The organism is Rhodanobacter sp. G2-10, from assembly GCF_055809185.1.
Map to the genome: position 1 here is coordinate 672,089 of NZ_CM147900.1, position 16,070 is coordinate 688,158.

Annotated in this window: 12 protein-coding genes; 7 read left to right on the forward strand and 5 right to left on the reverse strand. The window is 60.1% G+C overall.

Features of this window, described 5'->3' with window-relative positions; all coding sequences use genetic code 11:
• Window positions 1-88: 88 nt before the first annotated feature.
• From AC0L58_RS02995 to rfbB, 5 genes are all read right to left on the reverse strand, one after another.
• Complete coding sequence (locus AC0L58_RS02995) at window positions 89-1,501, reverse strand: mannose-1-phosphate guanylyltransferase/mannose-6-phosphate isomerase (RefSeq protein WP_473686542.1); 1,413 nt, start codon at window positions 1,499-1,501, stop codon at window positions 89-91.
• Window positions 1,502-2,005: 504 nt separating this feature from the next.
• On the reverse strand, window positions 2,006-2,950 hold the full coding sequence (gene rfbD / locus AC0L58_RS03000; protein ID WP_473686543.1) for a dTDP-4-dehydrorhamnose reductase: 945 nt from the start codon (window positions 2,948-2,950) through the stop codon (window positions 2,006-2,008).
• Window positions 2,947-3,504 carry a dTDP-4-dehydrorhamnose 3,5-epimerase gene (gene rfbC, locus AC0L58_RS03005; RefSeq protein ID WP_473686545.1) on the reverse strand — a complete coding sequence of 186 codons (558 nt, stop codon included), beginning with the start codon at window positions 3,502-3,504 and terminating at the stop codon, window positions 2,947-2,949. The genes rfbD and rfbC overlap by 4 nt, the downstream gene beginning before the upstream one ends.
• Window positions 3,501-4,388 carry a glucose-1-phosphate thymidylyltransferase RfbA gene (gene rfbA, locus AC0L58_RS03010; protein WP_473686547.1) on the reverse strand — a complete coding sequence of 296 codons (888 nt, stop codon included), beginning with the start codon at window positions 4,386-4,388 and terminating at the stop codon, window positions 3,501-3,503. The genes rfbC and rfbA overlap by 4 nt, the downstream gene beginning before the upstream one ends.
• Entirely contained in the window at window positions 4,385-5,455 is a 1,071-nt protein-coding gene (rfbB, locus tag AC0L58_RS03015; RefSeq protein WP_473686549.1) for a dTDP-glucose 4,6-dehydratase, read from the reverse strand. The genes rfbA and rfbB overlap by 4 nt, the downstream gene beginning before the upstream one ends.
• A gap of 275 nt (window positions 5,456-5,730) precedes the next feature.
• Here rfbB and AC0L58_RS03020 point away from each other — a divergent pair, with 275 nt between their 5' ends.
• The 7 genes from AC0L58_RS03020 (at window position 5,731) to AC0L58_RS03050 (ending at window position 16,065) form a co-directional block, all read left to right on the forward strand.
• Window positions 5,731-6,897 (forward strand): cystathionine gamma-synthase, encoded by a 1,167-nt coding sequence (locus AC0L58_RS03020; RefSeq protein WP_473686551.1) that lies wholly within the window; start codon window positions 5,731-5,733, stop codon window positions 6,895-6,897.
• A 49-nt stretch (window positions 6,898-6,946) separates the two neighbouring features.
• Window positions 6,947-7,744, forward strand: a complete 798-nt coding sequence (locus AC0L58_RS03025) for an ABC transporter permease (protein WP_473686553.1) — start codon at window positions 6,947-6,949, stop codon at window positions 7,742-7,744.
• A complete protein-coding gene (locus AC0L58_RS03030) occupies window positions 7,734-9,062 on the forward strand; it encodes an ABC transporter ATP-binding protein (RefSeq protein WP_473686555.1) in 1,329 nt (442 codons plus the stop codon). The genes AC0L58_RS03025 and AC0L58_RS03030 overlap by 11 nt, the downstream gene beginning before the upstream one ends.
• A complete protein-coding gene (locus tag AC0L58_RS03035; protein WP_473686557.1) occupies window positions 9,062-11,338 on the forward strand; it encodes a GT99 family glycosyltransferase N-terminal domain-containing protein in 2,277 nt (758 codons plus the stop codon). The genes AC0L58_RS03030 and AC0L58_RS03035 overlap by 1 nt, the downstream gene beginning before the upstream one ends.
• Before the next feature lie 13 nt (window positions 11,339-11,351).
• Complete coding sequence (locus AC0L58_RS03040; protein ID WP_473686559.1) at window positions 11,352-12,098, forward strand: glycosyltransferase; 747 nt, start codon at window positions 11,352-11,354, stop codon at window positions 12,096-12,098.
• A gap of 3 nt (window positions 12,099-12,101) precedes the next feature.
• Window positions 12,102-13,625, forward strand: coding sequence for a glycosyltransferase family 4 protein (locus tag AC0L58_RS03045; RefSeq protein WP_473686561.1), 1,524 nt, complete (start codon window positions 12,102-12,104; stop codon window positions 13,623-13,625).
• A gap of 289 nt (window positions 13,626-13,914) precedes the next feature.
• Window positions 13,915-16,065, forward strand: coding sequence for a glycosyltransferase (locus AC0L58_RS03050; RefSeq protein WP_473686563.1), 2,151 nt, complete (start codon window positions 13,915-13,917; stop codon window positions 16,063-16,065).
• The last annotated feature ends 5 nt before the right edge of the window (window positions 16,066-16,070 follow it).

Consider the following 16,070-nt stretch of genomic DNA (forward strand, 5'->3'; position numbering starts at 1 on the left):
CTGAAGTCGCTCCGGCAGCGCGTCAAACCTTGTTGGAGCGGCTCAGGCCGCGATGCGACCCATGAAGACCATGTCGCCCGCAGGCATCTCACGCCCTTCCATAGACATCGTCAAAGCGCACGATGTCGTCCTCACCCAGGTAACTGCCGGACTGCACCTCGATCAATTCCAGTAGCAGCTTGCCGGGGTTGCGCAGGCGGTGCCTGCTGCCCAGCGGGATGAAGGTGCTCTGGTTTTCGCTGAGCAGGAACACCTTGTCGTCGCAGGTGACTTCGGCGGTGCCGGAGACCACGATCCAGTGTTCGGCACGGTGATGGTGTTTCTGCAGGCTCAGGCTGGCGCCGGGTTTCACCACGATGCGTTTGACCTGGAAGCGCTCGCCCGCCTCCAGCGAGTCGTAGTTGCCCCAGGGGCGGTACACCACGCGGTGCAGCGCGTGCTCGCTGCGGCCGGCGGCCTTGAGCTGTTCGACGATCTTCTTCACGTCCTGCGCGGCGCCGCGGTGTGCGACCAGGGTGGCGTCCGGGGTGGTCACCACGATCAGGTCGTCGATGCCAACGGTGGCAAGCAGATGGCGATCGTGCGAGCGCAGCAGCGAGTTGCGGCTGTCCACCGCCATCGTGTCGCCTTCGCGCAGGTTGCCGTCGGCGTCCTTGTCGCCGGTGAGCCACAGCGCCGACCACGAGCCGATATCGCTCCACGCGCAACTGACCGGAATTACCGCGGCACGCCGTGTCTTTTCCATCACCGCGTAGTCGATCGAGTTTTCCGGGACGCGGGCGAACGCGTCGCGATCGATACGCACGAAATCCAGGTCGGCACTGGCCCTGGCGTGGGCGTCGCGTACCGCGCCGAGCATGTCCGGAGCATGCTGCTCAAGCTCTTCCAGATAACGCGCGGCCTTGAACAGGAACATGCCGGAGTTCCAGTCGTAGCCGCCGTCGGCCAGGTACGAGGTGGCGGTGGCCAGGTTGGGCTTTTCGACAAATTCGCCGACGCGGAAACCGTGATCGTCGATCGAGTCGGTGCGCCGGATGTAGCCGAAACCGGTATCCGGGCGATCCGGGCGGATGCCAAACGTCACCAGCCAGCCCTGTGTGGCCAGCGGCATCGCCCGTGTCACGGCCTCGACGAACGCCGCCGTGTCGCCGATCAGATGGTCGGCCGGCAGCACCAGCAGGATCGCATCGGGATCACGCTGCAAGGCCTGCAGTGCACCCAGGGCGATTGCCGGGGCCGTATTGCGCGCCAGCGGTTCCAGCACGATGTCGGCGCCTTCGATGCCGGCCTCCAGCAACTGGTCGGCAGCAAGAAAGCGATGGTCCTCGCTGGCCACCACGATCGGCGCGGCAACCTCCGGCAGTTGCCGCGTGCGTGCGATGGTTTGCTGGAACAGTGTGCCCTGGCCGGCCAGGGCGAGGAACTGCTTGGGCAGATTCTTGCGCGACACCGGCCACAACCTGGTGCCGCTGCCGCCACTGAGGATGAGGGGAATCAACATGTCGTTCCGCGCCTGGTTTTGGAAAGAATTCACCAGATTGTGGGCCAAAAGCACCATCGCTGTCTTTTGGCGTCGCCCGCCGCGCGTCGATCCGGAGCAGAAGCCGGCGGGCAGAGCCCGCCCTGCAGCTGACGAAACGCAGCAACCCGTACCGTAGGGCGGGCTCCGCCCGCCGGCTCCTGCCTCGATATTTGCGTGGCGGAGCGTGGCGGGCAAAGCCCGCCCTACGCGGCAATTCGCATCCGCGACGTACGCAGTGTGGAGTCCTGGCCGGCGAGCGGGGTGATCACGTCATGCAGGCCATGCGCCCGTAGGGCGGGCTCTGCCCGCCGGCTCTTGCCTTGACCTTTACGTGACGCAGCGTGGCGGGCAGAGCCCGCCCTACGGCTGACGAAACGCGGCAACCCCTACCGTAGGGCGGGCTCCGCCCGCCGGCTCTTGCCTTGATCATTACATGACGGAGCGTGGCGGGCAGAGCCCGCCCTACACCGACATTGGCATCGCCTACGCGCGGGTGGTGTTCTGGTTGGCGAGCCGGGTGATCACGCTATGCAGGCCGACGCGCCAATCCGGCAAGGTCGCCGAAAACTGCTGCTGGAAACGCGTGTTGTCCAGCAGCGACCATGCGGGTCGCCTGGCCGGCGTCGGGTAGTCGGCGCTGCTGATCGCAATGGTCCGTGGCTGCCGGACAAGCAGGCCGTTGGCTACCGCCTGTTCGAAGATCGCGCTGGCGAAACCATGCCAGTTGGTCGCGCCACTGGCGACCAGGTGATGCGTTCCTCCAAGCTGTCGACGCTGCGCGGCGCTCGCTCGTTGCCAGCCATCAAGCGCAACCAGGCTGGCTGACACGATCAGGCCGGTGTCGGTCGGCGCGCCGTGTTGGTCGTCCACCACGCGCAATTCTTCACGCTCGGCGCCCAGACGCAGCATGGTGCGCAGGAAATTATGACCATGCGCCGCGTAGACCCAGGCAGTACGGAAGATCAGGTGGTCCGCGCCGCTTTCGCGCAGTGCGAGTTCACCGACCAGTTTGCTGCGGCCGTAGGCCCCAAGCGGTGCGGTCGGCGCATCCACCGCGTAGGGTTGCGACTGGCGCCCGTCGAACACGTAATCGGTGGAGTAGTGAATCACCAAGGCGCCGCGCGCCGCGGCCCACTGCGCCATGACGCCAACGGCCTCGCCGTTGACGCGGGTGGCCAGCGCATCTTCCTGTTCGGCGCGGTCGACCGCGGTATAGGCGGCCGCATTCACGATCACCTCCGGCTGCACGCGGTCGAGCAGGGCGGGCAGCGAATCAGGGCGCGACAGGTCGGCGATTTCGCCATGTCCACCGGACGTCAACACGCCGTCGCGACTGGCGGCCGTCAGCTTGCCACGCGCGGCCAGTCCGCCCTGTTCAAGAAAAGTGCGGCCAAGCTGGCCGTTCGCGCCGAGCAGCAGGATTCTCACGGCAGGTAGACCGGCAGCCGCTCCGCCGGCACGTCTTCGAGCAAGGGTGTCTTGCTGTCCTTGTCTGACAGCAGTGGGTTGCTGATCGGCCAGTCGATCCCCAGCGCTGCGTCGTTCCAGCGGATGCCCGCATCCGCCTTTGCGTCGTACAGCGCGGTGCACTGGTAAGTGAAGGTAGCAAACTCCGACAGCACGCAGAATCCGTGCGCAAACCCTTCGGGAATCCAAAGATGCCGATGGTTGGCAGCCGTCAGCATCACGCCGGCTGACTGACCAAACGTGGGTGAGCCGCGACGGATGTCTACCGCGACATCGTATACCTCACCTTCGAGCACGCTGATCAGTTTGCCCTGGGGGTTCGGCCACTGGTAATGCAGGCCGCGCAGCACGCCCTTGGCAGATCGGGAGACGTTGGATTGCACGAAGTGGTGGTCGATGCCGGCGTCGCGGAACGTCGCCTGGTTGTAGCTCTCATAAAAGAAGCCACGCGCATCGCCGAACACCTGCGGTTCGAGGATCAGGGCGCCGGGCAACGCGGTCTCGATCACTTTCACCGCGCATGCCCCTCGCGTGCCAGTACCTGCAGGTAACGGCCATAGGCAGTCTTGGCGAGCGGCTCTGCCAGGTGCAGCAATTGCTCGTCGTCGATCCATCCGTTGTGGTGCGCAATCTCCTCCGGACAGCACACTTTCAAGCCCTGACGATTCTCGATTGTCTGGATGTAGTTGCCAGCCTCCATCAGCGACTCGTGGGTGCCGGTATCGAGCCAGGCGAAGCCTCGACCGAGCTGTTCTAGCTGCAACGAGCCGTCGTCGAGATAGCAGCGGTTGAGATCGGTGATCTCCAGCTCGCCGCGTGGCGAAGGTTTCAGTGCCGCGGCGAAGTCGCAAGCACGTGCGTCATAGAAATACAGACCGGTGACGGCGTAGTGCGACTTTGGCGCGGCGGGCTTCTCCTCCAGTCCGATCACCTTGCCGCTGGCGTCAAACTCCGCCACGCCGTAGCGTTCGGGGTCCTTCACCCAGTAACCGAACACGGTGGCGCCATGCTCTCGCGCGGCGGCACGCCTGAGGCGATCGGTAAAGCCGTGGCCATAGAAGATATTGTCGCCCAGCACCAGACAGCTCGGCTTGCCATCAACGAAGTCGCGGCCGATGGTGAACGCCTGCGCCAGACCATCCGGCGACGGCTGCACCGCATATCGGATGTCGATGCCCCATCGCGATCCGTCGCCAAGCAGGCGCTGGAACATTTCCTGCTCATGCGGCGTGTTGATTACCAGGATGTCGCGGATACCGGCCAGCATCAAGGTGGCGAGCGGGTAGTAGATCATCGGTTTGTCGTACACCGGCAGCAATTGCTTGCTGATCGCGCGGGTGATCGGATGCAGGCGGGTGCCGGAGCCGCCGGCCAGGATGATGCCTTTCTGTGCGCTCATGAGCCGAGCCGCTCCATGCGATAGCTGCCATCGAGTACGCGTTGCACCCAAGGCTGGTGATCGAGATACCAGTCCACCGTCTGCGCAATACCACTCTCGAAGGTGTGCGTCGGCGCCCAGCCAAGTTCCTCCTGCAACTTGCTGGAGTCGATGGCGTAGCGGCGATCGTGGCCGGGACGATCCTTCACGTAGGTGATCAGAGCTTCGCGCGCCTTGCCGTGGGGCAACGGTTGCCGTGCGTCGAGCAGAGCGCAGATGGTCTTCACGACGGATATGTTCTCGCGTTCGGCATTGCCGCCTACGTTGTAGGTCTCGCCGACGCGGCCGGCCTCAAGCACACGGCGGATTGCGCTGCAGTGGTCGCCGACGAACAGCCAGTCGCGAATGTTTTTGCCGTCGCCATAAACCGGCAACGGTTCGCCAGCCAGTGCTTTCTGGATGACCAGCGGAATCAGCTTTTCGGGGAATTGGTACGGACCATAGTTGTTCGAGCAGTTGGTGGTCAGCACCGGCAGCCCGTAGGTGTGGTGGAACGCGCGCACCAGGTGGTCGGAAGCGGCTTTGGAGGCCGAATACGGCGAATTTGGTGCGTACGGTGTGGTTTCGGTGAACTTGCCGTCGGGCCCCAGCGAGCCGTAGACCTCGTCGGTCGACACATGCAGGAAGCGGAACGCTTCACGCATCCTGCCATCCAGGCTGCGCCAGTGGTCGCGGACGCATTCAAGCAGCCCCAGCGTGCCCACCACGTTGGTCTGCACGAACTCGGCAGGGCCGTCGATCGAGCGATCCACGTGTGACTCAGCGGCAAAATTCACGATGGCGTCGGGCCGGTACTCGGCCAGCAGTCGGGCCACCAGCCTGCGGTCGCCGATATCGCCCTGCACGAATACGTGCCGACTGTTGTTGTCAAGCGACGCGAGCGTGTCCGGATTGCCGGCGTATGTCAGTTTGTCGAGGTTCACCACGCGCATGCCGTCGACGATCGCCTGCAGCACGAAGTTGGCGCCGATGAAGCCCGCTCCGCCGGTAACCAGCAAGGTTCCAGTCCGTGTGGATGATTCGTTCATCTAGGTACGTCCATGGTTGATCAGGAAATGAGGTGACAAGGCGATAGCGCCCAGGCGAATCGCAAATGATGCCGGTTCCGGGCGCAATGACCAAGCACTGTTGGAAATTTCGCTGTTCCGAAGCCATCGAAGCGACTCCAGAGCCGGAAGTTTGCTCAATTGAGGATGAATGTCATCTACATGCGTTTGCCCGGCGATTCCCCCAAGACAGCTACAATCACAGGCTTGATCACCATGCACGCGATCCATCCTGCCCATAGAGAGACACCGAGCCGATGAAAAGTAGGAAAAAATCCAACGAGCAGGGAATGGGCACCCGCGCCATTCACGCCGGCCAGCACCCCGACCCCAGCACTGGCGCCATCATGACGCCGATCTACGCCACCTCGACCTATGTGCAGCGCAGTCCAGGCAAGCACCAAGGCTACGAATATTCGCGTAGTCAGAATCCCACCCGCATGGCCTACGAGCGTTGCGTCGCGGATCTGGAGGGCGGCGTGGCCGGTTTTGCCTTCGCTTCCGGCCTGGCTGCAGCGGCGACCGTGTTGGACCTGCTCGATTCAGGTAGCCACGTTATCGCGATGGATGACCTTTACGGGGGCACCTACCGGTTGTTCGAGAAGGTGCGTCGACGCTCGGCCGGACTGGACTTCAGTTTCGTCGACTTGAACGACGGCCAAGCCCTGAAGGCTGCCCTGAAGCCCAACACGAAGATGATCTGGGCCGAAACGCCGACCAACCCCATGCTGAAACTGGTTGACCTGGCCAAGGTTGCCTCGTTTGCCAAGAAGCATGGCTTGATCTTGGTGGTTGACAATACGTTCTGCTCACCAATGGTGCAGCGACCGTTGGAATACGGCGCCGACCTGGTCCTGCACTCTGCCACGAAATACATAAACGGCCATTCCGACATGGTTGGAGGCGTCGTGGTCGCCGGCAATCCGGAGCTGGCGGAGCCAATGGGCTTTCTGCAGAACTCCGTAGGCGCTGTGGCGGGCCCGTTCGACGCGTTTCTCGCCATGCGCGGTTTGAAAACCCTGCATTTGCGTATGCGCCAGCACTGTGCCAGTGCGCTGGAGCTGGCCAGGTGGTTGGAAAAGCACCCGGCGATCGAGCGTGTGATCTACCCCGGCCTGAAGAGCCACCCGCAGCATGCCCTGGCGAAGCGCCAGATGCATGGTTTCGGTGGCATCGTCACGATCGAGGTCAAGGGCGGGCTGAAGAAAGCACGTCGCATGCTCGAGAAGTGCACGTTATTTGCACTGGCCGAGTCCCTGGGCGGCGTGGAGAGTCTGATCGAGCACCCCGCTATCATGACTCACGCCTCGGTGCCTGCGGCTATCCGGCGACGATTGGGAATCACTGATGGGTTGGTGAGGCTCTCTGTCGGCGTTGAAGACATTGAAGACCTGAAAGCTGAATTGGAGCAAGCACTTGCCTGATCTTTCTCAAATGCCGTCACGGGGTCGTCAGTCAAGCTGGTCATTGCCGATGCCCTGGCAGATATTCAGGCCGTTGCGGCATCATCGCTATTTGCTTCAGCAACTCGTGCAGAAGGAAATATACGGCAAGTACCGTCGATCGAGATTCGGCCTCCTGTGGATCCTGGGACAACCGCTGTTGTTGCTGCTTGGCTACACGTTGGTGTTTGGCGTATTCCTCAAGGCTCGTTGGGGCGGTGCCGGCAACAGCAGCGAGTTTGCACTGGTGCTCTTCTCGGGTTTGATTTTCTACAACTTCTTCGCCGAGGTTATTTCCCGATCCCCCGGGTTGATAAATGGAAACATCTCATTTGTAAAGAAAATGGTATTTCCGTTGGAAACATTGAACTGGTCGGTGGCCTTGGCAGGCTCCGTCCATGCTGGCTTCAGCATGCTGGTCTGGATTGTTTTCAGCTTTATCATTCATGGGTCCGTCCCGCTGACCACGCTGTGGATTCCGGTAATCTTCGTGCCTGTGTTTCTGTTTTCATTGGGTTGCGGCTGGTTACTGGCCGGTTACAGCGTGTTTCATCCAGATACCGAACACATAGTGCCCGTGTTGCTGCTATTGCTCATGTTTCTGTCTCCGCTTTTCTATTCGGTTGAAACGTTGCCGGCGAAATTCCACATCGTGATGGATCTCAATCCGCTCACCTATGTATTCGAGCAGGCGCGCAGGGTGATGATTGCCGGCAAGGCACCGGAATTTCGTGTGCTGGGTATAGGGACGCTTGTTTCCATTGGGGTAGCCTGGTTGGGGTTGATTTCGTTCATGGGTAACCGGGAGAAGTTTGCCGATGCCATCTGACCCCATCATCTCCGTCAAGGGACTGAGCAAACGCTACTTTTTTTCACACGCCCACCAATGGTCATTGTTGGGGCGAAGCGCTCCTCCGGCACGGCAGGAAACGGGCTACCAGGCACTGCACGACATAAACTTCGAAGTGCACGCGGGCGAGTCAGTGGGCGTGATTGGGCGCAACGGCGCTGGCAAGAGCACGCTGCTGCAGATCCTTACCGGAACGCTTCAGCCCACCGAGGGGATAGTGGGGGTTCAGGGGCGCGTATCGGCGCTCCTCGAGCTCGGTGCCGGTTTCAATCCCGACTTCACGGGGCGCGAGAACGTGTTCTTGACGGGGGCAGTGCTGGGCATGTCGCGTGTCGAAGTCCAGCGCAAGTTCAAGACCATCGTCGACTTTGCTGACATCGGTGAATTCATTGACCATCCGGTAAGGACATACTCGAGCGGCATGCTGGTACGACTAGCGTTTGCTCTACAGGTACACGTCGATCCGGACATTCTCATTGTAGACGAGGCACTGAGTGTCGGGGACATCTTCTTCCAGCAGAAGTGCATCAACAAGATCCGCGAAATCCTCAGCAGAGGTGTGACCCTGTTCTTCGTTTCCCATGGATTGAATTCAGTCAAGAGCCTTTGTGCTCGCGCGATCTATCTTGATCATGGTCGGATGATCGCGGACGGACCAGCGGACGAAGTCTGCGATCAGTACCAGAATTCCCTGACCAGCTACTCGCGGCGCGACTGGGAACATGCGGTGGCGGTAGCACGCATGGAAGGAGGCGACCATCCCATCGAACTACAGCGGATCGGAGAGGAAAACTCGCTTGCCGACCATGACTTCGAATCGCGCCTGTCGCAACGGTCCGGGTCCGGCGAAGTTCGCTTCGTCGGCATGCGTGTGTTTGATCACCAGGACCAGGCGATCTTGTCCTTGGAGCAAGGTGGCCCGGTTCGAATTCGCGCAGAATTGCATGCCTTTGAAGATATTCCCGAGGGCGCGACGATTGGCATCCTGTTGCGTGACGCCAATGGCATTGACTTGATTGCCTTCAACTCGAATTTCTATCGGCAGCGACTGCCGGCGCTACGCGCGGATGGTCGCTATATCTGGGAGATCGACGTGGACCTGCCGCTTGCACGCGGCTATTACTCGTTGCACACCGGTATCAAGCCCGATGCAGCCAGTGGCTACTTCTATGATCGCTGCTTCAATGCCGCGGTGCTGGAGATCCGCGGGAATCCCGTTACCTGGGGTGACTACGGCGGCCGCCTGATTCATTCTCCCTCCACGACACGGATGTTGGAACTCGGACTGGTCGACTGATGTTCGTCTCATTTCTACTTCCGAAAATCGATCGTGGCGCTGGCCCGCTATATCACTGGGTGATGTTGGCGCAGATGTCCCGTTTCCGGCCAGACGAAATCGTTTTCCTTGGTGACGAACAGTACTTCGACGAATCGGTTGTCCCCTTTGGTGAGACGCTGCAGATCAGTGGCTTTCGTTTTCGTTGCCCAGACAAGGAGGAGTTTGCCAGCTATCAGAAAGTAAGCCTTGATTCCGCGCGTCTGGACAGTCTTTACGACCATGATCGCAGCCATCTTGACGTTTTTCGCGAGGTGCTGTGCGAACCACAGCAGGTCCTGATTGAGTGCATTGAGGATGCCTTGTCCAAACTTCGCGGGGGCGCAGGTGGCGAGGTGGAGGCATTTCTGAGCTGGTGCAATTGCCCTTCGCTTGGTCGCGTCGCCGATGCGCGAGGCGTGCCCGTAATCCACAATGAGCTGGGACCTTTGCGCCTTCCCTTGTATCACAATACTGCATACTTTGATTTTGAAGGAGTCAATGGCAATACCAGTGCGTCTCGTTGGGTCGATAGTCGTTGGCTGAGCGAGCAGATGCGCGGTGCCGAATTGCTGGAGCCTGATGCGCTGCGAGGCCTGCTTGTGCGAGATGTGCCGCGTGCACAGGACTGTATCGGTTCTTCCGAACGTTTTCGGATCGGCGTGGCGCTGCAGGTGCAGGATGACTCCAATTGCATTGCGTTCAATCAGGGTTGGAATGAACTGCGCCTGATCTACGATGCCATAACCAGGTGTCCGCCGGACCAGGTCCTGATTCGTCCGCATCCGCATGCACGCTTTGTGTATCACGGCGGACTCGGCGTTACTGACAGCTCGAGTGACTCTCTGGAGTTTCTCGGCAAAATCGACCGATTGCTGGCGATAAATTCGAGCGTGCTGGCCGAGGCGGCGCTCTGGGGCGTTCCGTTTGAGGCAAAAGGTGACAGTCCGGTAGTCCGCCTGGGGCAGGGTGGGCCAGATGACGAAGTGATCGCCCCAGCCGATCGTACCTTGTGGATGAACGCTTTCTTCCTGGCCTACCTTGTTCCCGCCGAAGCGCTGTTTGATCGGGACTATTATCGGTGGCGACTCGCGGCGCCGAGGACCCTTGGCGAGTGCCATCAACGCCATTTGCAATATCTGGATGCGTCAAAGCGGGTGCAATTGCCCGCACTCGCTGCATCGATGGATGTGGATGAATCGCGGCACAGCCCGGTACGCATGCCCGCTGCCTGGACTCAACAAGCCAGTTTGGACGCTCGTGCGACCCGTGCGGAGCGTGAGCTTTCCCGGTTGCATGAAGAGATCAGGCAGGCTGGTAGTCGATATGAGCAGCTTGAAAAAGGCTATGTGGAACGAGGGGACCGGTGCGTCGAACTGGAGACGCGCTGCGGGGCATTGGAACTGGACCATCGCGCCCTACAGGACGAGCTTGCCGCTCTGAAAGACCACAACAGGCAACTGGAGGAGGACCATCGTGCGTTCGTGGATGCCAATGGTGATCGTCAAGATCGCTGCCTGGAGTTGGAGAAAGAATGCAGGAATCTGCAACAGCGGAATTCCGACCTTCAAGGTGAGCAAGCTGAATTGAAGGAGCGCAATGGAGAGCTGGAGGAAAAGCTAGCTGCATTGGCCAAGACTCACGCCGAGCTCCACATTCGGTGTTCGCAGCTGGATGAGCAGTGCAAGGTTCTGCGCGCAACACACGGCGACCTCCAGCGTGAACATGCAGGCGTTGTGGCGCGTCATGAGCAACTGAAACGCGAATATGGATCGCTGGAAGCGGGCCATGCCGACTTGGATCGTTGCTACACGGACCTGAAAGGTCAGCACGGGGAGCTGCAGAAGTCGCAGATCGAACTGCAGGGTAGCTATGCGTTGCTGGAAAATCGCCTGGCTGCGGAGCGGTCCTGGCGGAGTGAGGCCGAGCGCATCTGGGATGAGCACGAATGGATGCGGAACCGGGTTGGTGATCTGGAACGATCAATGGGCCAGAGCCAGGGTCAGCTGGAGGCGGTCAATCGCGAACGGGACAACCTCGTCAATGAGTTGAACAAGCTGAGGCAATCGCGTGACGAGTTGATTCAACACTGCGCCGTGACAGACCAGCGTCGGCGAGAGATGGAGGCGGAATTGGCGGAGATCGAAGGAAAGTATGCCGGTGTGGAAATCCAGCTGTCCAAGCTCAAGGAACAACTTCACAACATGCCGTTGTCGCTTCGAGATCGCCTGCGTGGACGGTTGAGCCACTTGTTCTGAAGGAGAGCTGCCAATGATTGGCGCCGCAGCAAGTTCAACACAATCAGACGTGTGTGCGGTGATCACATTTCACCAGGAAGGCGTGCTTGCCCACCAGACCTTGCTATCGATCGAGCGTTGCCGGCGGTATGCCGAGCGTTCTGGTATATCGGTAGAGTTCGTGATTACCCTGGATACGGCTGATGCCGAGACGGTGCGTGTTGTAACCAGTCATCCGGCCCTGCGTGCGTGCGACGAGATTCATCACGTGAGCTATGGAGATCTTTCAACGTGTCGCAATCATGCAATTGCGCATTCCCGCAGCCGTTACGTGGGCACTTTCGACGGAGATGACTATTTTTCCGAAAATTGGATCGAGCATTGCGTGCGAATGCTTCGGGCCGGCGGTGAGAACAACATACTCCACCCGGAAATAATCGTTGCGTTTGGAGCATGGAATGCGTTTTGGCGGCAGATTGATCAAACCAGCGAGTTCTTTCGTCCGGGAGCACTGCTCACTTCAAACTACTGGAATGCCTGCGCTTTCGCGGCACGACGGGTATTTGAAACGTGTCCCTACCATGTGTCCCGGGTTGGTGAGGCGGGCTTTGGTTTCGAAGACTGGCATTGGAATTGTGAAACCATCGCGCATGGTTTCGTTCATCGTCTGGCGTCCGGGACGGTGCGATTCGAACGCCGCAAACACGGTGGGTCATTGAACGTGGCGCATCAGCAGGCCAGTGCTGTTATTCGGCCATCTGCATTTTTTGATCAGCTGTAAGCCATGTATCGTCAGTTCCGCGCTGCATACCATTTTGTCGACAAGCTGCTGTTGTCGCGCATGTCTGTGCGCCGGCAGCTGGCTCTCAAAGGGCGCGTGCTGAAGTGGGCTCGCGCCATGTTCCCGGCGCGGAGTCTGGTGCAGCACCCCGGGCAGTTGATTGAACGCCATGGAACGGACGGAATGGGGCCGTCCTGGCGATCGCCGGCGTTGCCAGCCTGGGTAAAGAAAGAGATGTTGGCACTTGCTGATATCGACCCTTCGCTGCATCCCGATGGGCCGCTCTTGGGTCATGTCTCGTTCTATTCGGCAGCCTGGTGCTATGACGAGCCAGGGCAGATATACACCGAGCTCAGGAATGCGATTCGGAGCGCTGTGGACATCGTGATTGCGGTGCCCTGGCTCAAGACGGGCGGCGCGGACCTGGGTGCGCTCCACGTGGCCAATACGCTGGCGGACGATCTGGGGCAACGGGTGCTCGTGCTTGCGACGGAAGACGCCACTTCACCATGGGCCGGCCGTCTTTCGCCAAGAGTTCAGTTCTTGTCCATGGGTGGCAGGCTGAACGGGATTGATGCCGGACACCAGATAGATGTCCTTGTTCGCCTGCTCCTGCAGCTGAGGCCTTCGGTATTTCATGTGATGAACTCCCGACTCGCGTGGGATGCCGTGGCTCGCAACGGGTTGGCACTGCGCCAGCAGATGAAACTCTACGCGTCTTTGTACTGCGATGATTTTGATGAGAGCGGCATGCCGGTGGGCTATGCACGCGCCTACTTGCCACGGTGTCACCCAATGCTGGAGGCCGTCGTCACCGACAACCAGAGGACCTGGCGCACCTGGGTCGCCGAGATGGCTGTGCCTGAGTCCTTGTTCAGGGTGCTGCCGTATCCGGCGCCCCATTCCGTGCACGAGGGCGGCATCGCCGGTTCTGCGCAAGGCAAGGCACTTCTGTGGGCTGGTCGTCTTGACAGGCAGAAGCGTCCCGACGTGCTGGCGCGCATTGCCCAGGCACTACCGAGCTACCGATTTGATGTTTACGGCGCAAGTGTCTGGCAGCCCGCTGACATAGCGGATTTGCGCAACCTGCCAAACGTTTGTCTGCACGGACATTACGAGTGCTTCGATGACCTCGTCAGGCCCGATCACGTGGCGTTTATCTACACCAGCGAGTGGGACGGCATGCCCAACATTCTCATGGAGGCTGCTGCCGCCGGCTTGCCTGTCATAGCGCCCAATGTAGGTGGCATTCCCGATTTCATTGATGAATCAGCGCTGGTAGAGTCTTGCGAGGATGCGGCAGGATACGTAGCTGCCATTCACCGCTTGGTCGCGAACCCTTCGCTGCGCGCGTCAGCTGTCGCAGCGATGCGCGAGAACATCACCAGGACACGACGCAGAGAAGCCTTTGTCGCCAGATTGTCTGAGCTGATGGACCTCGCGACCAAAGCGGACGAAAATGGCGATGGGCCGACCACTGATGGGGGCGGGGCAGGAACTGAAGGAGATGTGCCCGTGAGCGGCTAGTGTCGCTGAACGCGTGAAATGCATGGGGAAATTGCCGAGTGCATGCGTTCAGCGGAAACGTGAAGATCGGCGGTGGTCGCGCACGTCGTGCGCGTTTTCGTTGAACACGAGTCCCGCGCCCGCAGCGAACATGCGAGCGCGGTGGCGTTCAATGACGCCGTCGAGCTACCTGGACGTCATTGCCCATACATGTGGATGAAGTCGCTGTGAGCGTCCAGTGATTGGCAGGCCAACTGTTGGCAGGCATCGGGAAGCTGACGTTGTTAAGGATCAGAATGGATGAATTAGGATGGATGGAATAGAAATGGGCCCAATAGATGTCACTGTAGTTCTCAATATGCATCGAGAGGCGCTTCTGCTTGCGCCGACCCTGCACTCGCTGCAGCGGTGCGCTGAGACGGCCCGATTGCGGGGCATCAGTGTGGAACTTGTGGCAGTTTTCGACCGCGCGGATGACGCCACTCGCGAGGTGTTTCATTCTGTCGAGCTTCCGGCCTTCTCTCGCGTCGAGGTGGTGGAGGTTTCCGTAGGCTCCCTCGGCCTTGCCAGAAATGCAGGTATAGCTTGTGCCCGTGGCGAGTTCGTCTGGACGTCGGATGGTGACGATCTGGTGTCGCCCAACTGCATTGTGGCGTTGCTGGATACGGCGCGGTCGCATGCGCATGGCAAGGTGGCGGTTTTCCTGGAATATCTGTGTGCGTTCGGCGACAACTACTTCAACTGTCGCTACGTAGGTTCCGAATACCTGACTGCTGCGGATTTTGCGTATCAACACCCCTACGTGTCGCGAATCTTCGTAAACCGTGCGGTCTTCGAGCTGATTGGCTACGACGATCTGCCCGTGACATCGGGATTCGCCTACGAAGACTGGTACATGAATTGTGAGTTGCGCGCCATGGGGTATGACATGGCAGTTGCCCCGGGCACGGCATTCTTCTACCGGCAACGTGCGGGCAGCCTGTTGCGTCAGGCGGATGCAGCTTCGGCACGGTTGATTCCGCCCAGCCGCCTGTTCGACGTGCCGCACTTTCTGGCCGATATGCGGGCAAGTCGTGAAAGGGCCGGGGATTGGCACAAGTTCATGGACCGCCGTCAACAAGTCTTCGACAGCGACAATACCAGGAGCTTCTTCCAGTCCAGGGTCCTGGTTGAATATCTCCGGGAGGCAGCTTCCCTGGAACCGGAAATAGAGCCAGCAAGGGTGGAGTCGGCGCACAGCTATTGTCCGCTGCCGTGGAATCGCAAGCATTGGGGCATGCAGCTGGAGAGTTTCTACCGGATGCTGGGGAGCGAACAATTTACCGATATTGTGTTGTTGCCGTGGCTGAAGCCGGGTGGAGCGGAAAAGTACATCCTGCATATCCTGGATGAAATTGCCGAGCAACAGCCAGACGCAAAGATGCTGGTGATCGCGGGCGAGTCCACCAATGGTCATGAGTGGGCGACAAAGCTCCCCTTGTCTGCCGTTTTCGTTGACATCTACAACGCTTTTCCGCTGCTTGACGATTCTTGCCGCGATGCGATGGTGATGAGGGCCATGCTTGCCGTGTCGGTGGAGGGGGCCCGGCTGCATATCAAGTCGTCGGTGTTCGGGCACCGCCTGTTCGATGCGTATGCCTCCGTGCTTGCGGGCAGGTTCAGGCCCATCTACTACCGTTTTTGCGACGACATCACGCAATGGCGAGGCAGGTCTTTCCGCGGTCCGTGGGGTATCAAGGTCATGCGTCGACACCTTCCGAGTTATTGGAAAGTGGTGAGCGACTGTGTTGCCACCGTGCGGGCTGATGAGCTGGTTCTGGGAACGCTGCAATCCAAGTACGAGACGGTCTACACACGCTGTGAAGCGACTCCTCCGCCCAGGGAACCGACTGGGCCGCGGCGTCGATTGCTCTGGGCGTCGCGTATCTGTCCGCAAAAGTGCCCGGAGCTGCTTCCGTCCATTGCCCGGCTCCTGAAGGAGCGAGGCCTGGACGTCGCCATTGATGCATACGGCACTCCGGATCCCGGTATTGATCCCGAGGCCGTGTTTCAGGCTGAATCGTCCGGCATCAGGTACCGTGGAAGTTTTGCCGGGTTTCATGAGCTTCCCGTCGGGTCGTACGATGCGTTTCTGTACACCAGCGGTTACGACGGGCTCCCCAACATCCTGCTGGAAGCCTTGGCTGCGGGCTTGCCGGTTATCGCCCCGAATGTCGGGGGCATTGGGGAAGCCGTCAAGACCGGCGTCACCGGCTGGTTGATCGAGGGAGGCGACGAGCACTCTCTTGTGCATGGATATGCCCGTGCAGTGGGCGAACTCTATGAAAACCGGGAGGCGGCTGCACTGATGTCGGCCAACGGTCGCCGGCTTGTCGACACCCAGCATGGAGCAGCAGCCTTCTCGGCACGTGTGGCCGAAGTCTTTGCGCTGTGCAAGGCCGGGGCAAGGGAGGTCGCTTGAACTCC